We start from the raw sequence: 19769 nt of genomic DNA, 5'->3' as shown, positions 1-19769 counted from the left end.
TATAAACCCAGAAGATAAAGAGGAACTTGTTTTAACTTTAAATGGTAAAAAGAAGAAAATAACAAAGCAGAATTTCTTTGACTTTGGTTTAGATTTGGGAATTACAATAAAACAAATTGAAACTGTTTTTAAAAGATTTATAAAATTACAGTCAAAAGTAGAAGATTTAATATCACAATCTTTTTTATCTGAAGAGATGCGAAAAAAGTATAAAAAATTAGTAGAAAAAAGATATTTGTTGTTTGCTGATTAATGAATATTATTTTTCTTTAGATAGTCTTTTATCAACCCCAAAAAAATAAAGTCTTGCCAAAAGAATCTAAAAGACAACAAATCATTTCCCAATACAAAAATTTCCAAAAATATGCCCCAAAATATCCTTATCAACATCATATTCGCCAGTAATATTACCTAAATGACGCAAACACTCGCGAATATCAATAGAAAATAAATCGGTTGAAATTTCTAAATCGATACCTTGTTTTACGGAAGTAATTGCCATTAAAGCATTATTTAAAGCCTCAAAATGACGAGAATTCGTAACAATGGTTTCATTATTGCTTAAAGCACCAATATTTACTAAAGAAGTTAGTTCTGTTTTTAATTCTTCAATACCTGTTTTATTTTTTGCAGACAAAGGAATTAAGTTTTCAATTTCGGAAGATAGAGTAGTGGCTTCTTTATTTGAAAGCGTATCAATTTTATTAGCGATTACAAGCAAACGTTTATTTGGAAAACGTTTTTTTATGGTTTCAATCTCAACTTTAAATTCAGAACTTTTAACTTTGAACTTTTCCGAATTTATAAGGAAAATAATTAACTGTGCATTTTCCGCTTTTTCATAGGCTTTTTTAATCCCAATATTCTCTACAACATCTAAAGTTTCTCTAATTCCTGCAGTATCTATAAATCGAAAAGCAACACCATCTATAATAATTTCGTCTTCAATAGCATCTCTGGTAGTTCCTGCAATATCGGAAACAATGGCTTTTTCTTCATTTAAAAGTGCGTTTAAAAGCGTCGATTTTCCAACATTTGGTTCACCAATAATAGCAACCGGAATTCCATTTTTCATGGCATTTCCAAACGCAAACGAATCAATTAATCGTTTTAAAACAAAAGTAATTTTTGCAACTAACTCTTTAAATTTTGTTCTGTCTGCAAATTCAACATCTTCTCCAGAAAAATCGAGTTCTAATTCAATTAAAGCGGCAAAATCTAACAATTGAGCACGTAATTCTTTCAATTCATTGGTAATGCCACCACGCATTTGCTGAATTGCCATTTTATGGCTTGCCTCAGAATTGGCAGCAATTACATCTGCAACAGCTTCCGCTTGCGATAAATCCATTTTTCCGTTTAAGAATGCACGCATGGTAAACTCACCATTATTAGCCATTCTACAACCATTTTTTAAAAAAAGTTGAATTATTTCTTGCTGAATAAAACTAGAACCATGGCAAGAAATTTCTACCACATTTTCGCCAGTATATGAATTGGGGTTTTTAAAAATAGAGACTAAAACTTCATCAATAATAATATCATTATCAATAATATGCCCCAAATGGATTGTATGTGTTTTTTGGTTTTTTAAAGATTTTTCCTTTTTTACAGATTTGAAAAATAGATCTACAATTTCAATAGATTTTTGTCCTGAAAGGCGAATAATAGAAATTGCGCCAATACCAGAAGGAGTTGCCAAAGCGATAATTGTGTCTTGTTGTGTCATGTTACAAAAATACGCAAAGATTTTTTCAGAAAAATAAAAAGCCCACCACAATTTGTGATAGACTTTCAAAGCAATTCAAGGGGGATATCATTGCAAATTTATATACACTAAAAATTATGTATTAGTTTGGTTTATTAAAATATTAATAAACACTTTCTTCTTCTTTCTCTTTTTTCTTTTCTTCTTTAGAAACTTGCGATAAGTTCAGTTTGTTATTTGGTACAAATTCTAAAGTTCTCATTGGGAATGGAATATTAATATTTGCTTTATCAAAAGCTTTCTTAATCTCTATAATCGCTTTACTTTTTGCTTTTAATTTTTCTAATGCATTTTCTGAATCTACCCAAAATCTACATAAAAAATTAATAGAACTATCACCAAATTCGGTATAATAAAACTCTACATTTTTACCAATTTTATCTTGATTAAAATTAGCACTAATTGTTTTTTTCGTCAATGCTTCCACTTGCTCTAAATCCGCTCCATATTCCACACCACATTCAATGGCAATTCTCATTTTTGTGGTTAATGAATAATTCTTAAAAGGACTCTCTAAGATGGTCTTATTAGGAATAACTACCATATTATTATCTGCCTCTTTTAAAACAAAATAATTCAAATTAATATCCATAACTTCTCCAGAATATCCACTTGTTTCTACCCAATTTCCAATATTTAAATTTCTTCTAAAAGATAAAACTACTCCAGAAATCGTGTTAGATAATGTTCCTTGCAGTGCCAAACCAATTACAATACCAGAAACTCCAGCCGCAGAAACAATCGTTTTTAAAGTATCGTCGAATTTAAGAACGGTCATCGCTAAATACAAACCAACTAAGATGGTAATTGCAGATGCCACTCTCGACACTAAATCTCTAACCGATTTTTGGCTAATTCGTTTCCCAATCGTTTTATTTACTATTTTATTCATTGCTCTAGATGCGAAATACGCGATTACCAAAACAACTAATGCAATTGCCAAGTTGGGTATATTTTTAAGAAATATATCTTTCCAAGCTTCTAACTTTTCTACAATTTTATTCATTTTTAAAATTTATTTGTTTTTTAATTTTATTCTACAAAACTGGTGTTTAGTTCGTCTTTAGTGTCTTTAGACCAAGCATTTAACATCCAAGTAGATTTTTCCAATTCTCTAATATATGCACCAATTAAATCGATTGTTCCCTCGTCTTTCGCTTCGTTTGCTTTGTCAATTACCCTATTTAATTGCTCTAATAAAATACTATGATCGTCAATAAGTACAGCCACCATTTCTGTATCCGACAATAAAGGACTCGATTCTTTAATTCTTGAAATCTCTATATAATCCGATAATTTGCTAATAGGATGGTATCTAAAAGTTACAATTCGTTCTGCAACTTCGTCAATTTTAATTCTGGTATCGTTATACATTTCCTCAAATTTTCTGTGTAATTCAAAGAAGTTTTTACCCAAAACATTCCAGTGAAAATTTCTCAATTTTTGATAATACACATGATAATCTGCTAACAAAACATTCAACTCCGAAACAATAGGTAACATTCTTTCGTTTTCCATATTTAAATAATTCATAGTGTAAAGTTTTAAATTATTTCCACTACAAAACTAAGGCAGATATGCATTTTTTCTTACCTCAGACAATTTTCATTTTAACTCAAACCGAATTCACATATCTTTAACTTCTGTATTATTTTAGTCGAAAATTTGTAACAAAACCACTAATTTTACGACCAATAAGTGTAACCAAAATTAAAAAACACCATGAAAGAAGACAGACAACTCCTTGTAATAACACACATAAGTCAATTATTAGATTTCGTAAGTGGCATAGGAGGTTTTATAGTGCCATTGGTTTTGTGGCTCACAAAAAAAGACGAAATTTTAGGAATGGATTTTCATGGAAAAGCCATTTTAAACTTCCGAATTTCTATGTTTTTGTATATTTTAATCTGTATTCCACTAATTTTATTATTAGGTTTAGGAATTATAGGATTAATCGTAATTGGACTTTTCTACCTAATATTTCCAATTATAAACGCGATAAAAGCCAGTAATAACGAACCGCCAAATTATCCATTTAGCATACGATTTATAAAATAGCAAAAAGGAGTTTAACCTCCTTGCACTTGAAAATCTGTGAATTTATGGCAAATTTCTACTTTGGATATTTCTCAGCAATCTTATCCAAACTCAAATTATGAATACTCCCAATATGTGTGTGTTGTTTTCCTAAATCTGCTTTATAAGTTCCTGCTTGCACTTGTCCGCCAATTTGTTGGTAGGCTTCTCTAAAACTCATGCCTTCAACTACCAAATTGTTTATAGAATCAACTGTAAATAAATGCTGATATTTCTCATCATTCAAATTAATATCTTTTACAATTACTTGTTGAATCGAATAATTAAAAATGTCTAAAATATCTTTTACATCTTCAAAAGCATTGATTATATTTTCTTTTAATAATTGAAAATCTCTGTGATAACCTGTTGGTAAATTATTAGTAATTAGTACCATTTCTGTATGCAAAGCCTGAATTTTATTGCATTTTCCACGAATCAATTCAAAAACATCTGGGTTTTTCTTGTGTGGCATAATGCTACTTCCTGTTGTTAATTCATCAGGAAACGAAATAAAACCAAAATTTTGACTCATATATAAACAAACATCCATGGCAAAACGTGCCATGGTATTACACAAGCCGCCCAAAGCAGCAGCGATGGAACGCTCACTTTTTCCACGACTTAATTGAGCAGCAACCACATTGTATTTTAGTGTTGCAAACTCCAATTCTTTGGTTGTTAATTCTCTATCAATAGGAAAAGAGCTTCCATAACCAGCAGCAGAACCCAAAGGATTTTGGTCAACAACTTTAGTTACAGCATTTAGCATATACACATCGTCAATTAATAATTCTGCATAAGCAGAAAACCACAGCCCGAATGAAGATGGCATTGCCACTTGTAAATGTGTATAACCAGGTAAAAGGCTTTCTTTATGTGTTTCAGCAAGATTTAATAAGGTTTCAAATAGAACTTCAACTTTTGAATTAATCAACTTTAGGTTGTCTTTGTAATACAATTGAAGCGCTACTAAAACTTGATCATTTCTGGAACGTGCCGTATGAATTTTCTTACCAACTTCACCTAATTTGTTTGTCAATTCCCATTCAATTTTAGAGTGTACATCTTCAAAAGAAGCTTCAATAGCAAAGTCTCCATTTTCGATATCTTTTGCTAACTCTTGCAATCCTTTTTTCAAATCTACCAATTCATCAGCAGTAATAATTCCAATAGATTCTAGCATTATGGCGTGTGCTAACGAAGCTTGCACATCATATTTTGCAATATGTATGTCAATTTCTCGATCATTACCCACTGTAAAGTTTTCTATTTGTTTGTCTATTGAAAATCCTTTATCCCAAAGTTTCATGTATTCTTGGTTTTTGGTTTTTGGTTGATGATTTTTGGTTGGAGTTTTTAAACCACCAACTAAAAACCATTAACTATCAACTATTTTATAATAACTCTATTTAATAACTCAATATAAACTTGTATTCCTTCCTCAATTTCAGCTAAATAAATAAATTCATTTGCAGAATGAGAACGTGTGCTGTCTCCAGGCCCTAATTTTAAAGATTGGCAAGATAACACAGATTGGTCTGATAATGTTGGCGAACCATACGTTTTTCTTCCCATAGCAATTCCTGCTTTCACCAAATCGTGTGCTGTGGATATTGATGACGAATTTAAGCGTAAACTTCTTGGAGTTATTTCTGTGCAAGGCGAATTTTCTTGTAAAATGTTTGCAATTTCTTGGTTTGAATACGCGTCATTTACCCGAACGTCAATCACCAAATTTACATACGCTGGAACTACATTGTGCTGTTTACCAGCATTTATTTGTGTAACCGTCATTTTTACATTACCCAAAGCTTTCGAACTTTTTTTAAACTTAAAATCTTTAAACCATTGTAAAACCTCAATTGAATTGTAAATTGAATTGTTATTATTTGGATGTGCAGCATGACTCGGAGTTCCTGCTACAACTGCATCAAAAACTACCAAACCTTTTTCTGCAACTGCCAAATTCATTAATGTTGGTTCGCCAACAATGGCAACATCTATATGTGGAATTACAGATAGCATAGAATTTAATCCATTTGATCCACTGCTTTCTTCTTCAGCAGAAGCCACAATTACCAAATTGTATTTTAAATCTTTTTGCTGATAGAAATGCGTAAAAGTAGCCATTAAAGAAACCAAGCATCCACCAGCGTCATTAGAACCTAAACCGTATAATTTTCCATCACTAACAATCGCTTTAAAAGGATCCTTTGTGTAAGCAGAATTTGGTTTTACAGTATCGTGATGAGAATTTAAAAGTAGTGTAGGCTTATTTTTATCAAAATATTTATTGGTTGTCCAAACGTTATTTTTTGTTCTTTTAAAAGGAATGTTATGTGTTTTAAACCAGTTTTCTATTAAAAGAGCAGTTTTATCTTCTTCGGATGAAAAAGATTGCGTTTCAATTAAACTTTTTAAAAGTGAAATCGCATTTTCTGTTAATTGTTGAATTTCCATTTATAAAGTAATTGTTGTAAAATTATTATTTTCTTTTGTGAACATAGAAGTGTTTCCAATATGTACTTTTTCTACTCCGTTTTGTAAAGCATCAAAGCAATTGTCAATTTTAGGAATCATTCCATTTACAATAATGTTATCTTCTAAAAGTTGTTTGTATTTCTCTGAATTTATGTTTTTAATAACAGATTCTTTATCATTAAAATCTTGTAAAACACCATTCAATTCAAAGCAATAATAAATGGAAGTTTCATAAATGTTACTCATGCCAATTGCAATTGTGCTTGCAATTGTATCTGCATTTGTGTTTAATAATTGTCCATTTCCATCGTGTGTAATGGCACAAAAAACGGGCGTAAAATCAGCCTGAATTAATTTATTAATATTTGTATGATGTATTTTTTTTACATCACCAACAAATCCAAAATCTATTTTTTTTACAGGTCTTTTTTCGGATTGAATACTATTCATATCTGCACCAGTTAAACCAATAGCATTTGTTTTTAAAGCTTGCAATTTTGCCACCATATTTTTGTTGACTAAACCTCCATAAACCATGGTAATTACTTCCAACGTTGCTGCATCAGTAATTCTTCGTCCATTTATCATTTTAGATTCAATACCCAATTTTGAGGCAATACTTGTGGCTCGTTTTCCACCTCCGTGAACTAATACTTTCTTTCCTTCTAAATTCGAAAATAATTTAAGAAAAGCATCTAAAGAAGCTGTATCTTCTATAATATTTCCTCCAATTTTTATGATTGATAGTTTTTCCATCTGATAGCTTTTATCTTTTAGCTTTTAGCTTTTGGCAGCAAATTGCTAAAAGCTAAAGGCTAAAAGCCATTTATAAATTTTCTAAAATCTTTTTCAAAACCAATTGCGCTGCAAAAGTTCTATTGTTTGATTGCTCAATCACCAAAGAATTTTCTCCATCTAAAACTTCGTCAGCAACCACAACGTTTCTTCTTACAGGTAGACAATGCATAAACTTTGCATCTCCAATCTTTTTATTGGTAATCATCCAATCTAAGTCGGTTTTTAATACTTTTCCATATTCGTCATAAGAGCTCCAATTTTTTGCGTAGACAAAATCTGCATCTTTTAAAGCTTCCTCTTGATTATGGTAAATTGGCGTTTCTTTTGTGATTTTTGGGTCTAAATTATAACCTTCAGGATTTGCAATCACAAACTCAACATCCATTTTTTGCATTGCTTGTACAAAACTATTTCCAACTGCGTGAGGTAATGCTTTTATATGTGGTGCCCAACTTAAAACGACTTTTGGTTTTTTCTTTGTTTTATTTTCTGAAATACTAATAGCGTCTGTAAATCCTTGCAATGGGTGAGAAGTAGCACTTTCCATATTTACAATGGGTACAGAAGCGTATTTTATAAATGAATTTAAAACGACTTCATTTTTATCTCTTTCTTTATCCGTTAAAGTAGGAAAAGCTCTAATTGCAATTACATCACAATATTGAGAAACTACTGCTGCAGCTTCTTTAACATGTTCTGCAGTAGTTCCATTCATAACTGTTCCATCTTCAAATTCAATTCCCCAAGCATCACCAGAAACATTCATTACAATAGTATCCATCCCTAAATTTAAAGCAGCTTTTTGAGTGCTTAAACGTGTTCGTAAACTTGCATTAAAAAATAGCAATGCCAATGTTTTGTTTTTACCTAATTCAATATCTTGTAACGGATTTTTTTTAAGTGCTTTGGCCTCTTCAATCCAAGAGTTGATATTGTCGATATCGTTTATATGTGTGTAATTTTTCATGTTTCAAAAATAGGTCTCTACTGCGCTCGACCAGGCATAAAGCTGTCTTCTCGAGCGCAGTCGAGAGGTTTTAGTTCACTATTGTTTTAACTCACTTTTTAAGGCAGTAAAAAACACATCAACATGTTTTTTTTGAACTGTTAAAGAAGGTAAAACTCGAATTAAATTGGGGTTTTTAGCACTTCCCGTAAATATTTTATGATTGTAAATTAGGTTTTTACGTAATTCTGCAATCGGAAAATCAAATTCCAACCCTAACATTAATCCTCTTCCTTTTAATTTTTTTAATTGTGGAATTTCCTTTGATTTTTCAATGAAATATGCTGAAACCTCTTTCGCATTTTCCATTAATTTTTCTTCTTTAATAACATCTAAAACTGTTAAAGTTGCCACACAAGCCAAGTGGTTTCCACCAAAAGTAGTTCCTAACAAACCAAAAGATGCTTTTATAGAAGGATGAATTAAAATGCCACCCACAGGAAAACCATTTCCCATTCCTTTGGCAATTGAAATAATATCTGGAGTGACATTAAATTTCTGAAATGCGAAAAAATTACCAGTTCTACCAAAACCAGACTGTACTTCATCCGCAATAAAACACGTATTGTATTTTTTACATAATTTGTTAGCAGTTTCATAAAATTTGGCTGTGCTTTCGTCTAAACCTCCAACACCTTGTATAAACTCAATAATAACAGCACAAACATCGTTTTTTGCCAATGCTTTTTCCAAACCAGTTAAATTTCCTAATTCTAAAATTTCAACTTCTTGTTGTGCGTTTATGGGTGCAATAATTTTAGGATTATCTGTGGCAGCAACAGCCGCAGAAGTTCTTCCATGAAAACTGTTTTTAAAAGCAATAACTTTCTTTTTATTGGTATGAAAAGATGCTAATTTTAAAGCATTTTCATTGGCTTCTGCACCAGAATTACATAAAAATAATTCGTAATTTTTACAACCTGATAATTCTTCTAATTTGTCGGCCAATTCAACTTGTAAAGGATTCTGAATAGAATTACTATAGAAACCCATTTTTGCAACTTGTTCGCTAATATTTTTTACATATTTAGGATGCGAATGTCCGATAGAAATTACAGCATGTCCACCATATAAATCTAAATATTTGATACTATTTTCATCGTAAACATACACATCTTTTGCCTTTACAGGAGTGATATTGAACAACGGATATACGTTAAATAAGCTCATTATATTTGTTCTTTTTTAATAGTACTAATTTTATTAAAAGAAGCCACCATTCCTTGTATTAAAGAAGAGCTTAAACCTTTATGTTCCATTTCGTTTAACCCCTCAATGGTGCAACCCATTGGAGTTGTAACTCTGTCGATTTCTTCTTCAGGATGCTTTTCATTTGTAATTAATAAATTGGCTGCACCTTCACTGGTAAACATTGCCAATTCTTGTGCTTCTTTAGCATCGAAACCTAATTGAATTGCAGCTTGAGTAGTGGCACGAATTAAACGCATCCAAAAAGCGATGCCACTTGCACAAACCACGGTTGCTGCTTGCATTTGCGATTCTGGAATTGCCAAAGAATGCCCCAATCTATTAAAAATTGCTTCCGCAAGCTGAATTCTTTTTGCACCTTTTGCGTTGCTACACAAACAGGTCATCGATTTTCCAACGGCAATTGCTGTGTTTGGCATTGCTCTAATAATAAATTTATCTGCACCTACTTTTTCTTCAATTTTAGGAATTAAAAAACCAGTAATTGTAGAAATTAACACGTGTTTTTCGGTTAAAATTGGTTTGATGTCATCCAGAATTTGTTCAAGATGAGCAGGTTGCACTGCAAATATTAAAACATCAGATTTTTTTACAGCTTCTTGATTGTCAGTGGTTAAGAATACGTTTTTGTATCCATTAAATTCTTCAATTTCACCTAAATTTCTTTTGGTTAGGTATAAAGAGGTAATTGCGTTGTTGGTAATTAAACCTTTCGCAATAGATTTTCCTAAATTTCCTGTTCCTATGATTGCTATTTTCATAAATATTGATTTATGGTTGTTAGTTATTGGTTTTTGGCGGTTTAACTATAAACTATCAACCAAAAACTATCAACCAGTATTAAAAATAATTCGCTTTTAAATTAATTCCTGTTGTTTCTTCAAAGCCAAATAGTAAATTTAGATTCTGAATTGCCTGACCAGAAGCTCCTTTTAGTAAATTATCGATGGTACTTGTAATTAATAGTTTATTGTCATATTTTTTTAAATGAAGTAAACATTTGTTGGTGTTTACCACTTGTTTCATGTGAATTTCATCATCAGAAATAAAGGTAAAAGCAGCATCTTTGTAAAATTCTTTATAAATTTTTTTTGCGTCGTTTACACTGCCATTATACTTTGTATAAACGGTTGCAAATATTCCTCTGGAAAAATTTCCTCTATTTGGAATAAAAATAACATCATCAGTATAATTACTTTGTAATTGATGTATTGTTTGATTTATTTCACCCAAATGCTGATGCGTAAAAGCTTTATAATGCGAAAAATTATTATCTCTATAGGTAAAATGTGTAGTTGCAGACAACGAAGTTCCTGCACCAGTTGCACCAGTTACAGCGTTAATATGAATATCTTTTTTTAACAATCCGTTTGCTGCCAAAGGTAAAATTGCCAATTGCAAAGCAGTTGCAAAACAACCAGGATTTGCAATATATTTAGCCGATTTTATCGCTTCTTTTTGTAATTCTGGTAAACCGTACACAAATTCTTTTCCTTCTAAATTTTTATCAGAAGTTAGTCTAAAATCATTACTTAAATCTATGATTTTTGTGTTATTTGAAAATGAGTTTTTCTCTAGAAAAGCTTTTGAATTTCCATGCCCTAAACATAAAAATAAGACATCTACATTTTTATTGATTTCCGAAGAAAATTTAATTTCTGTACTTCCAATTAAATCTTGATGAACCTTATATAATTTATTTCCAGCATTTGAGGTGCTGTACACAAAATTGATATTCGTTTTTGGATGGTTCAATAATAGCCTGATTAACTCACCAGCAGTATAGCCTGCGCCACCTATAATTCCTACTTTTAACATCGTTATTTATTTACTTGTTGATAAATTTTATTTTGATTTCCCAAAATTTTGATAAAACCTTTTGCATCATCAGCTGTCCATGCTTTATTTTCTTCACCATACGTGCTGAATGCACTCGACATTAAATCGTGGTTAGAAATAATTCCATCCAAAGAAAAATGATAGGGTTTTAAAGTAACCACCACATTTCCTGAAACCATTTTTTGAGAACTTTGTAGGAAAGCTTCAGTATCTCTCATTACAGGATCTAAATACTGCCCTTCATGCAAATGCATTCCGTAAAAACTCGATAAATACTCTTTGTGTTGCAGTTGCCATTTTGTAAGCGTGTGTTTTTCTAATAAATGATGGGCTTTTACCGTAATTAAAGCAGCAGCTGCTTCAAAACCAACTCTTCCTTTTGTACCAACAATGGTATCGCCAACATGAATATCTCTACCAATTGCATATTTAGAGGCAATTTCATTAAGATTTTCAATGTTTATTTCAGGTTTGTTTTCTTCACCATTTAAAGCTACGAATTCTCCATTTTTAAAAGTGATGGTAACTTTTTCTTCTCCAGTTTTTTCTAATTGAGAAGGATATGCTTCACTTGGTAAAGGTTTTTCTGATTTTAAAGTTTCAACACCACCAACACTTGTTCCCCAAAGTCCTTTATTTACAGAATACTTCGATTTTTCCCAAGGCATATCAATTCCTTCCGATTTTAAATACTCTATTTCTTCTTGTCTGGTTAATTTTTGGTCTCTAATAGGTGTAATAATTTTAATGTTTGGCGCTAAAGTTTGAAAAATCATATCAAAACGAACTTGGTCGTTTCCTGCACCAGTACTTCCATGCGCAATATATGCTGCATTTATACTTTTTGCGTATTCTATAATTTCGATGGCTTGTATAATTCTCTCAGCACTAACAGAAAGTGGATAAGTGCTATTTTTTAGAACATTTCCAAAAATTAAATATTTTACTACTTTATTGTAGAATGTTGCAACTGCATCAATATTTTTATAGGTTGAAACGCCCATTTTATACGCATTACTTTCTATGTTTTTAATTTCTTTATCAGAAAAACCACCTGTATTTACACTAACTGCGTGAACATCGTATTCTTTTGATAAACTTACTGCACAATAAGAAGTATCTAAACCACCACTATATGCAATTACTAATTTTTTTCCTTTATTATTTGACATTTTTATCTTTTTTTAGAAACAAGTTCTGTTTTATTTTTTTTAATCTTTTAAAAACGTTTTCTTTCACCTTTTTTGGTTTTTCTTCGTTTTGCTTTTTAGGGTCGAATAACATTCCTGTACACAAACACATTTTTTGTTCAGTTCTTGTTAAAACATCGTAATTTTTACAGGTTTGGCAACCTTTCCAGAAAGATTGGTCGTTGGTAAGTTCCGAGAAAGTAACAGGTTTGTAACCCAAATCGCTATTTAGTTTCATAACGGCTAAACCAGTTGTAATACTAAATATTTTAGAGTTCGGAAATTTGGTTCTGGAATGCTCAAAAACTACTTTTTTTATCTGTTTTGCTAACCCAATATTTCTAAAATCGGGATGTACAATTAAACCAGAATTGGCAACGAATTTTCCATGGCTCCAAGCTTCAATATAACAGAAACCAGCAAATTTATTGCCTTCTAAAGCAATAACTGCATTTCCATTTTCCATTTTGGTAGTTATGTATTCAGGTTTTCGTTTGGCAATTCCTGTTCCTCTAATTTTAGCAGCATCTTCTATAGTTTTACAGATAATTTCTGCATAAATACTATGCGATTTATTGGCAATTACAATTTGCATTGTATTGATGTTTTAAAAATGTTTGTACTTAAATTGTTGTTTTTGAAAAGCGGAATTGGACTCACCTAATTCCATAATTTTTTAGACACCCAAAGGGCGAGGTAAGAAAAAGCGACGCACAAAATTATTGTTATTAGAAATAATAATTTGTGTTGATTTGCTTTTGGTGTTTGTTGTGTAATTCATGATAAAAAAATAAAAAATTATAGTTCTCCTGTTTGTTTGCTAATTTTTAGGTATTAGCGAGTTTGACTGCGAAAGCGCAATCTGGGAACTATAATAGCTGTTTTATTTTTTAAAGTAAACATGGTGTAAAAGTATATTATTTTTTGATTCAATTGTTACAAATGAAGACTTTTTATTCACTTTTATCAATCTGATAAAAAAAGAAGTTTATAATTATTGATATTTTATTAAAAGTAATTTACAATCAGAATTAATTCAATTTTAGAGATTTGGGAGTTGTAGTTTTTTGCCACGAATTCACATTTTTTTTAAAATTGAATCAATATTAATGGGTTTTAATCCACAGTAAGACTGTTTTAATGAAATGTTGGCTTTTAGCTAAACGTATTTTGGCTAAAGCCATTTGTGTTTAATTTAATTATAACATCCAGCTAAAGCTGGATGCAATTAACAAAATTTATTTTTCGCAACTTAACTTGTAATACTTGTTATTTAATGAGTTTTACAATTCATAAATTCGTTGCAAAACGCATAATTATTACCTTATTAATTAAGCCTTTTAAAAGATAAGTAGGAATTTTTTACAATTCAGTATACAAAAAAAACAGTTCGGTATTCTTTACTTTTAAAAAGTGTGATTGTGTTGCATTTTTGTACAATCAAAAACAATAATATTAACACTTAAACAAAAATATTATGAAATTTTTATTATCAATTTTAGTCGTAGCAATGTTATCAATTACAAATTCGATTACGGCTCAAAACAAAAAAATAACTGTAACTATAAATAACATCACTTCAGACAAAGGAAAAGTTGGGTTTGCATTATTTAATAAAGATAATTTTATGAAAACGCCAATACAAGGTAAAGAAAGTAAAATTAAAGACGGAAAAACAACAGTGGTTTTCGAAAATGTTCCTTCTGGAGAATATGCAATTACTTGTTACCATGATAAAAATAACAATGGTAAAATGGATTTTAAATCTAATGGAATGCCTTTAGAAGACTATGGAGCATCGAATAATGTAATGGCTTTTGCGCCACCAACTTTCGAAGGTGCTAAGTTTATGTTGAAGGATAAAGATTTAAAATTAGAAATTAAATTTTAGTAAATTACGCTAAAATAGAGTAGGAGAATATTTTCCAAAAAAAAAGAATGAAAAATCAAGAAGTTTACACAGTACTAAATATTAAAAAAGGAGTGATTATTTGTTTAAAAATAACCATAATTTTTGGAATATTATTTGGTATAGTTTTTCAGCAACAAACATTAGTTGGTATCGCTTGGACTTTTGCAATCTCTGGAATGTATTCTTTTGGTATTGGTTTTGGTAATGGTTTTATAAACAGTTATTTATCTAAAAAATGGGATTGGATAACACAAACAAATCAAAGAGTTTGGGCAGGAATAATTACCACAATTTTATATACGGTTCCTGTTGTTTTAGCCATAGATTATGTTGTTTTTGTTGTATTAAATGGTATAGATTCTTCAAATTTTTTTAAAGGTCAGTTTTTGTGGGCGCATTTATTTTATATTCTTCTTTCTTTAGGGATTTCTACCTTTTTACATGCGAGAGGTTTTATGAAGAATTGGAAACTTGCAATGACCCAAGAAACTACCAAACAAGAAATTGTTGCAAAAACGGAAACAGCGAAGTTCGAATCTTTAAAAAATCAATTAGATCCACATTTTTTATTTAATAGTTTAAATGTTTTAACGAGTTTAATTGGAGAAAATCCGAATCAAGCAGAAAAATTTACCACAAAACTGTCTAAAGTGTACAGATATGTTTTAGAGCAAAGAAACAAAGATTTAGTACCTATTGAAGAAGAACTACAATTTGCAAAAACGTATATGGAATTGTTAGGAATGCGTTTTGAGGATGCTGTAAAATTTAACATTCCAGATAAGATTGATAGTAATGAGTTGAAAATTGTGCCTTTATCTTTGCAACTTTTATTAGAAAATGCAGTGAAACACAATGTGGTTTCCACCTCTAAACCATTAACGATTCGTATTTATAAAGAAGACAATTATCTAATTATAGAAAACAACATCAATTCTAAAGAAGCGATAGGAAAAAGTACCAAAGTTGGCTTACAAAATATTGCAGATAGGTATGGATTAATTACGAATAAAGCCGTAAAAATAGAAAATAACAACAAAACATTTAAGGTAAGTTTACCTCTCTTAATTAAAATGAAGAATACTATGTATCCAGATAATTTAGAAAACAGCAAATATGTTAGAGCAGTAGAAAGAGTCGAAAAATTGAAAGAATTTTATCAAAATTTAGCTTCTTACTGTTTGGTAATTCCGTTTCTAATCTTTATCAATTTAAAATTCTTTCCAAACTTCCAATGGTTTTGGTTTGCTGTTTTTGGATGGGGAATAGGTTTAACTTTTCATTTTTTAGAAGTGAATAATTACACTATTTTCTTGGGGAAAAATTGGGAAGAAAAAAAGATAAAAGAAATAATGGAGAAAAATAGAAACGATAAATACAATTAAAATGGAAGATAAATATTTACAAGAGCAAGAATATCTTAAAGCTAAAAAGAAAGTAAAAGAAATAAAAGATTTCTATATGCATTTAGTGGTAATGATATTTGCATTACCCATAGTAATAACTGTTAACTTACTATTTGTGCCAAATTTTCACTTTTTCTGGTTGGCCGCATTTGGAATGTTATTTTCAGTAGCCATACATTGGGTGCAAGTGTTTGGGTTTTCTAAATTCGGATTAGGAAATAATTGGGAAGAGAAAAAAATTAAACAAATAATGAAAGAAAATGAAAAGAATAGATAATTCAAGAAGTAGTTTTACAGAAGAGCATAAATATTTATTGGCAAAGAAAAGGGTAGAAAAAATAAAAAGTTTTTACATTCATTTAGCGGTTTATATCTTTGTAAATATTTTTATCAGCGCAATTATTATTTACGGATTAACGAGCGATAACGAATACAATTTTCAAGAAGCAATTACTCATTTTGGAACCTATTCTACTTGGTTTTTTTGGGGAATAGGATTGTTTTTCCATTGGCTAGGAGTTTTTGGAACGAACCTATTTTTCGGAAAAGATTGGGAGAAAAAGAAGATTGAAAAATATATGGATGATTATAAGTTTTAATAATGGAAGCAAACAATCGTTTACAAGAACAAAAATACATTCGGGCTAAAAAAAGAGTTGAAGAGTTAAAAGGATATTATTGGCATTTAGTAACTTATATAATTATAAATTTATTTTTGAGTGGTGCTCAAATTATTGAAGGAATTTCAGAAAACAGAACATTTGAAACAATATTTTCTGATTTTGGATTGTATGGAGTTTGGATTGTTTGGGGAATAGGATTATTTTTTCATACTTTTAAAATTTTCGGTTTTCGCTTTTTTTTGGGTAATGATTGGGAAGAACAAAAAATTAAAGAAATTATGAACAAGAATAATTAATAGTTTTGAAAGAAAGCAGATTTTATCGATAAATGGAAATAAAAATAATAAAAACAAACAATTAAGAAGATGGAAAGAGATTTCGATGTAGAAAAATATAAGAAAGTTAAAAAGAGAATTCATGAAATTAAACAATTCTACAAACACTTTTCTGCCTATTTAATTATTAATTTGTTCTTTATTGGAAGAAGAATTTATAAAGATATAGATCGTGGAGAATCAGTAATAGATGCGTTTACAGATGTAAGCAACTATAATTTCTTCTTTTGGTGGGGAGTTGGATTAATAATTCATGGATTGTTGGTTTTTGGAGCTCCCAAAATTTTTAGCAAAGATTGGGAACAACGAAAGATTGAAGAAATGATGAAAAAATAGTTTTGTATTTTAGTTTTAAAGTTGCAGAGTTGCAGAGTTATAAAGTTGCAGAGTTATAAAGCTCAAAGTTTCAAATTCAAAATTTATAAATAATATTTTTTTAACCATTAACCATTAACCATTAACCATTAACCATTAACCATTAACCACAAACCATCAACCATTAACCACAAACCACAAACCATCAACCATCAACCACAAACCATCAACCATCAACCATTAACCACAAACCATCAACCAACAACTAAATTAATGAACGTACTAATAATCGAAGACGAAAAACCAGCCGCAAGAAGATTAAACAGAATGTTGGGCGCTTTAGATATTGAAGTCCAGCAAATGTTACATTCTGTAGAAGAATCTTTAAATTGGTTACAGAACAACGAGCATCCAGATTTAATTTTTTTAGACATTCAATTATCAGACGGTTTATCATTTGAAATTTTCGAAGAAATTGATGTAAAATCAGCCATTATTTTTACAACAGCTTATGATGAATATGCCTTAAAAGCGTTCAAATTAAATAGTATCGATTATTTGTTAAAACCTTTAGATGAAGACGAATTAAAAGTAGCAGTTGATAAATTTAAAGAACATCAACCTACAAAAACAGATGTGCAAGTAAATTTAGACGACATTCGTAAATTACTAATAAACCCGGTTGATAGAAAATTTAAAAAACGAATTTCGATCAAGGTTGGCCAGCATATAAAAATTATAAATATCGATGAGGTTGAGTGCTTTTACAGTGAAAATAAATCGACATATATTCATACTTCAGAAAATAGAAATTATTTATTAGACCATTCTTTAGAAAACTGGCAAGAACAGTTAGATCCAGAACAATTTTTTAGAGCCAGCCGAACTTTTATAGTTCACATCAATTTTATAAAAGACATTATTGCGTATTCAAATTCACGTTTAAAATTAATTTTGAATTCTTATAATGAAACCGAAATTATTGTAAGTAGAGAGCGCGTAAAGGATTTTAAGAGCTGGATAAATTAGCTTTTTTAGTTTTTTCAAGAAAAAAACTTTTTAATTTTTCTTTGTGAATCCCTTACTCTTCTTTGTGAAACTCTGTGAAATAACTTCTAAAAAAAACCGAAGAAACTTCAAGGTTTTCGATTTATCACGAAACAAACACATAAAATTATTTCCTAACAATTAAACTTTGATTATTTTTATCAAAATTTAGTATTAAATGAGTCAGCGTGAAAATTTTTTCGACTATATAAACAATGGTTACAAAACAAAAGGCGATTTTATAGAATTAGGTGCAGCAATGTTGGGCGAAGAAACCATTACAGATGCATTGGTTAAAATTCCTCTAAAAACCTTAAACAGACATGGTTTAATAGCTGGAGCAACAGGAACAGGAAAAACCAAAACATTACAAGTTTTAGCGGAGAATTTATCCGAAAAAGGAATTTCGGTTTTGTTAATGGATATTAAAGGAGATTTATCAGGTTTGGCACAACCAAGTCCAGGGCATCCGAAAATAGATGAACGTCACGCAAAAATTGGTTTGCCTTTTGAAGCAAAAAAATTTCCCATAGAAATTTTAACAATTTCGGAACAAGAAGGAACAAAAATGCGTGCCACAGTCTCGGAATTTGGACCTGTACTATTATCAAGAATTTTAGATTTATCGGAAACGCAAAGTGGCATTGTTGCCATTATTTTTAAATATTGCGATGATAATAAACTTCCATTATTAGATATTAAAGACTTCAAAAAAGTTTTACATTATGTTACAAACGAAGGAAAAGAAGAAATTCAGAACGAATATGGGCGAATTTCATCTTCTTCTACAGGCGCAATTTTGCGTAAAATTATAGAGATAGAACAGCAAGGAGGAGATTTGTTTTTTGGAGAAAAATCTTTCGAAGTAGAAGATTTAACAAGAGTAGACGAAGATGGAAGAGGAGTTATTTCTGTTTTGCGTTTAACGGATATTCAAGACAAACCAAAATTGTTTTCGACATTTATGTTGCAATTATTGGCAGAGGTTTACGAAACTTTTCCAGAACAAGGAGATTCAGGAAGACCAGAACTCATTATTTTTATAGACGAAGCACATTTGGTTTTCGAAGAAGCTTCCAAAGCATTATTAAATCAAATAGAAAGTATTGTAAAATTAATTCGTTCTAAAGGAATTGGGTTGTATTTTGTAACTCAGAATCCAAAAGATGTACCAGAGGATATTTTGGCACAATTAGGCTTAAAAGTGCAACATGCATTAAGGGCATTTACTGCAAAAGATAGAAAAGCAATTAAATTGGCTGCTGAAAATTATCCAAGTTCTAATTATTACGATACCAAAGAAGTTTTAACAAAATTAGGAATTGGAGAAGCATTTGTTTCTGTTTTAAATGAAAAAGGAATTCCAACACCTTTGGCAAGAACGATGTTGCGTGCGCCAATGAGTAGAATGGATGTTTTAACAGACAAAGAGTTAAAACAAGTTATCGATAATTCGAGATTAATCCATAAATACAATCAAGATTTAGATAGAGAAAGTGCTTACGAAATGCTAAATAGTAAAATTGAAAATATTAATTTAGCAGAAGAAAAAGCTATTAAAAAAGCTGCAGAAGAAAAAGAAAGAGAAAAAAGAGAAAAGGAGAGAGAAGAAGAGAGAAGAAGAGAAGAAAAAACAAGCAGAAGAACGTATTCTCGAAGAAGCACAAGGCAAAATCCAATTGTAAAAGTACTAACAAGTGCCACATTCATTAGAGCCGCATTTGGAATATTAAAAAAAGTATTAAAATAACAAAATCG

The 19769-nt window shown here is 30.3% G+C and carries 21 protein-coding genes; 9 read left to right on the top strand and 12 right to left on the bottom strand.

Annotated features, from left to right (window positions below; genetic code table 11):
- Positions 1–334: 334 nt before the first annotated feature.
- The 3 genes from mnmE to J3359_RS04395 all read right to left on the bottom strand — a co-directional run bounded on the left by mnmE (position 335) and on the right by J3359_RS04395 (position 3301).
- Positions 335–1729, bottom strand: coding sequence for a tRNA uridine-5-carboxymethylaminomethyl(34) synthesis GTPase MnmE (gene mnmE, locus J3359_RS04405; RefSeq protein WP_208079537.1), 1395 nt, complete (start codon positions 1727–1729; stop codon positions 335–337).
- Between the two features lie 142 nt (positions 1730–1871).
- Complete coding sequence (locus tag J3359_RS04400; protein ID WP_208079536.1) at positions 1872–2774, bottom strand: mechanosensitive ion channel family protein; 903 nt, start codon at positions 2772–2774, stop codon at positions 1872–1874.
- A 26-nt stretch (positions 2775–2800) separates the two neighbouring features.
- Entirely contained in the window at positions 2801–3301 is a 501-nt protein-coding gene (locus tag J3359_RS04395; protein ID WP_208079535.1) for a Dps family protein, read from the bottom strand.
- A 189-nt stretch (positions 3302–3490) separates the two neighbouring features.
- Between J3359_RS04395 and J3359_RS04390 the strand changes: the two genes are divergently transcribed.
- On the top strand, positions 3491–3829 hold the full coding sequence (locus tag J3359_RS04390) for a DUF4870 domain-containing protein (RefSeq protein ID WP_208079534.1): 339 nt from the start codon (positions 3491–3493) through the stop codon (positions 3827–3829).
- Positions 3830–3884: 55 nt separating this feature from the next.
- Here J3359_RS04390 and argH read toward each other — a convergent pair whose 3' ends face one another.
- The 9 genes from argH to J3359_RS04345 all read right to left on the bottom strand — a co-directional run bounded on the left by argH (position 3885) and on the right by J3359_RS04345 (position 12968).
- Positions 3885–5159 carry an argininosuccinate lyase gene (argH, locus tag J3359_RS04385; RefSeq protein WP_208079533.1) on the bottom strand — a complete coding sequence of 425 codons (1275 nt, stop codon included), beginning with the start codon at positions 5157–5159 and terminating at the stop codon, positions 3885–3887.
- Positions 5160–5239: 80 nt separating this feature from the next.
- Positions 5240–6310, bottom strand: a complete 1071-nt coding sequence (locus tag J3359_RS04380) for a M20 family metallo-hydrolase (protein ID WP_208079532.1) — start codon at positions 6308–6310, stop codon at positions 5240–5242.
- The gene (gene argB, locus J3359_RS04375) at positions 6311–7087 is read right to left on the bottom strand and encodes an acetylglutamate kinase (RefSeq protein ID WP_208079531.1); all 777 of its coding nucleotides are present in this window, start codon (positions 7085–7087) and stop codon (positions 6311–6313) included.
- Between the two features lie 70 nt (positions 7088–7157).
- Complete coding sequence (locus tag J3359_RS04370) at positions 7158–8096, bottom strand: N-acetylornithine carbamoyltransferase (RefSeq protein ID WP_208079530.1); 939 nt, start codon at positions 8094–8096, stop codon at positions 7158–7160.
- A 78-nt stretch (positions 8097–8174) separates the two neighbouring features.
- Positions 8175–9305 (bottom strand): aspartate aminotransferase family protein, encoded by a 1131-nt coding sequence (locus J3359_RS04365; protein ID WP_208079529.1) that lies wholly within the window; start codon positions 9303–9305, stop codon positions 8175–8177.
- The gene (gene proC, locus J3359_RS04360; RefSeq protein ID WP_208079528.1) at positions 9305–10105 is read right to left on the bottom strand and encodes a pyrroline-5-carboxylate reductase; all 801 of its coding nucleotides are present in this window, start codon (positions 10103–10105) and stop codon (positions 9305–9307) included. The genes J3359_RS04365 and proC overlap by 1 nt, the downstream gene beginning before the upstream one ends.
- 79 nt (positions 10106–10184) lie before the next feature.
- Positions 10185–11162 carry an N-acetyl-gamma-glutamyl-phosphate reductase gene (gene argC, locus J3359_RS04355; protein ID WP_208079527.1) on the bottom strand — a complete coding sequence of 326 codons (978 nt, stop codon included), beginning with the start codon at positions 11160–11162 and terminating at the stop codon, positions 10185–10187.
- A gap of 2 nt (positions 11163–11164) precedes the next feature.
- Positions 11165–12355, bottom strand: coding sequence for an argininosuccinate synthase (locus J3359_RS04350; protein ID WP_208079526.1), 1191 nt, complete (start codon positions 12353–12355; stop codon positions 11165–11167).
- The gene (locus J3359_RS04345) at positions 12345–12968 is read right to left on the bottom strand and encodes a GNAT family N-acetyltransferase (protein WP_208079525.1); all 624 of its coding nucleotides are present in this window, start codon (positions 12966–12968) and stop codon (positions 12345–12347) included. The genes J3359_RS04350 and J3359_RS04345 overlap by 11 nt, the downstream gene beginning before the upstream one ends.
- Positions 12969–13850: 882 nt before the next feature.
- Here J3359_RS04345 and J3359_RS04340 point away from each other — a divergent pair.
- The 8 genes from J3359_RS04340 to J3359_RS04305 all read left to right on the top strand — a co-directional run bounded on the left by J3359_RS04340 (position 13851) and on the right by J3359_RS04305 (position 19761).
- A complete protein-coding gene (locus J3359_RS04340) occupies positions 13851–14264 on the top strand; it encodes a DUF2141 domain-containing protein (RefSeq protein ID WP_208079524.1) in 414 nt (137 codons plus the stop codon).
- A gap of 47 nt (positions 14265–14311) precedes the next feature.
- Entirely contained in the window at positions 14312–15670 is a 1359-nt protein-coding gene (locus J3359_RS04335) for a histidine kinase (protein WP_208079523.1), read from the top strand.
- 1 nt (position 15671) lies between these two features.
- A complete protein-coding gene (locus J3359_RS04330; RefSeq protein WP_208079522.1) occupies positions 15672–15968 on the top strand; it encodes a 2TM domain-containing protein in 297 nt (98 codons plus the stop codon).
- Positions 15952–16290, top strand: coding sequence for a 2TM domain-containing protein (locus J3359_RS04325; protein ID WP_208079521.1), 339 nt, complete (start codon positions 15952–15954; stop codon positions 16288–16290). Before J3359_RS04330 ends, J3359_RS04325 begins: the two co-directional genes overlap by 17 nt.
- A gap of 2 nt (positions 16291–16292) precedes the next feature.
- Positions 16293–16610: a 2TM domain-containing protein gene (locus tag J3359_RS04320; RefSeq protein ID WP_208079520.1), complete on the top strand. Its 318-nt coding sequence runs from the start codon at positions 16293–16295 to the stop codon at positions 16608–16610.
- A 69-nt stretch (positions 16611–16679) separates the two neighbouring features.
- The gene (locus J3359_RS04315) at positions 16680–16985 is read left to right on the top strand and encodes a 2TM domain-containing protein (RefSeq protein WP_208079519.1); all 306 of its coding nucleotides are present in this window, start codon (positions 16680–16682) and stop codon (positions 16983–16985) included.
- Positions 16986–17237: 252 nt separating this feature from the next.
- Complete coding sequence (locus J3359_RS04310) at positions 17238–17993, top strand: LytR/AlgR family response regulator transcription factor (protein ID WP_208079518.1); 756 nt, start codon at positions 17238–17240, stop codon at positions 17991–17993.
- 196 nt (positions 17994–18189) lie between these two features.
- A complete protein-coding gene (locus tag J3359_RS04305; protein ID WP_208079517.1) occupies positions 18190–19761 on the top strand; it encodes a helicase HerA-like domain-containing protein in 1572 nt (523 codons plus the stop codon).
- The last annotated feature ends 8 nt before the right edge of the window (positions 19762–19769 follow it).

Source organism: Polaribacter cellanae (genome assembly GCF_017569185.1).
GTDB classification, from domain to species: domain Bacteria; phylum Bacteroidota; class Bacteroidia; order Flavobacteriales; family Flavobacteriaceae; genus Polaribacter; species Polaribacter cellanae.
This window is presented reverse-complemented; position numbering and strand designations above follow the sequence as displayed.

Bases quoted from the DNA above. Each gene is read 5' to 3' on its own strand.
- J3359_RS04320 (WP_208079520.1), top strand. From the start codon at position 16,293: ATGGAAGCAAACAATCGTTTACAAGAACAAAAATACATTCGGGCTAAA.
- J3359_RS04305 (WP_208079517.1), top strand. From the start codon at position 18,190: ATGAGTCAGCGTGAAAATTTTTTCGACTATATAAACAATGGTTACAAA.
- J3359_RS04400 (WP_208079536.1), bottom strand. From the start codon at position 2,774: ATGAATAAAATTGTAGAAAAGTTAGAAGCTTGGAAAGATATATTTCTT.
- J3359_RS04315 (WP_208079519.1), top strand. From the start codon at position 16,680: ATGGAAAGAGATTTCGATGTAGAAAAATATAAGAAAGTTAAAAAGAGA.
- J3359_RS04395 (WP_208079535.1), bottom strand. From the start codon at position 3,301: ATGAATTATTTAAATATGGAAAACGAAAGAATGTTACCTATTGTTTCG.
- J3359_RS04390 (WP_208079534.1), top strand. From the start codon at position 3,491: ATGAAAGAAGACAGACAACTCCTTGTAATAACACACATAAGTCAATTA.
- J3359_RS04380 (WP_208079532.1), bottom strand. From the start codon at position 6,310: ATGGAAATTCAACAATTAACAGAAAATGCGATTTCACTTTTAAAAAGT.
- J3359_RS04370 (WP_208079530.1), bottom strand. From the start codon at position 8,096: ATGAAAAATTACACACATATAAACGATATCGACAATATCAACTCTTGG.
- mnmE (WP_208079537.1), bottom strand. From the start codon at position 1,729: ATGACACAACAAGACACAATTATCGCTTTGGCAACTCCTTCTGGTATT.
- J3359_RS04325 (WP_208079521.1), top strand. From the start codon at position 15,952: ATGAAAAGAATAGATAATTCAAGAAGTAGTTTTACAGAAGAGCATAAA.
- argC (WP_208079527.1), bottom strand. From the start codon at position 11,162: ATGTTAAAAGTAGGAATTATAGGTGGCGCAGGCTATACTGCTGGTGAG.
- argH (WP_208079533.1), bottom strand. From the start codon at position 5,159: ATGAAACTTTGGGATAAAGGATTTTCAATAGACAAACAAATAGAAAAC.
- J3359_RS04340 (WP_208079524.1), top strand. From the start codon at position 13,851: ATGAAATTTTTATTATCAATTTTAGTCGTAGCAATGTTATCAATTACA.
- J3359_RS04345 (WP_208079525.1), bottom strand. From the start codon at position 12,968: ATGCAAATTGTAATTGCCAATAAATCGCATAGTATTTATGCAGAAATT.
- J3359_RS04335 (WP_208079523.1), top strand. From the start codon at position 14,312: ATGAAAAATCAAGAAGTTTACACAGTACTAAATATTAAAAAAGGAGTG.
- argB (WP_208079531.1), bottom strand. From the start codon at position 7,087: ATGGAAAAACTATCAATCATAAAAATTGGAGGAAATATTATAGAAGAT.
- J3359_RS04310 (WP_208079518.1), top strand. From the start codon at position 17,238: ATGAACGTACTAATAATCGAAGACGAAAAACCAGCCGCAAGAAGATTA.
- J3359_RS04350 (WP_208079526.1), bottom strand. From the start codon at position 12,355: ATGTCAAATAATAAAGGAAAAAAATTAGTAATTGCATATAGTGGTGGT.
- J3359_RS04330 (WP_208079522.1), top strand. From the start codon at position 15,672: ATGGAAGATAAATATTTACAAGAGCAAGAATATCTTAAAGCTAAAAAG.
- proC (WP_208079528.1), bottom strand. From the start codon at position 10,105: ATGAAAATAGCAATCATAGGAACAGGAAATTTAGGAAAATCTATTGCG.
- J3359_RS04365 (WP_208079529.1), bottom strand. From the start codon at position 9,305: ATGAGCTTATTTAACGTATATCCGTTGTTCAATATCACTCCTGTAAAG.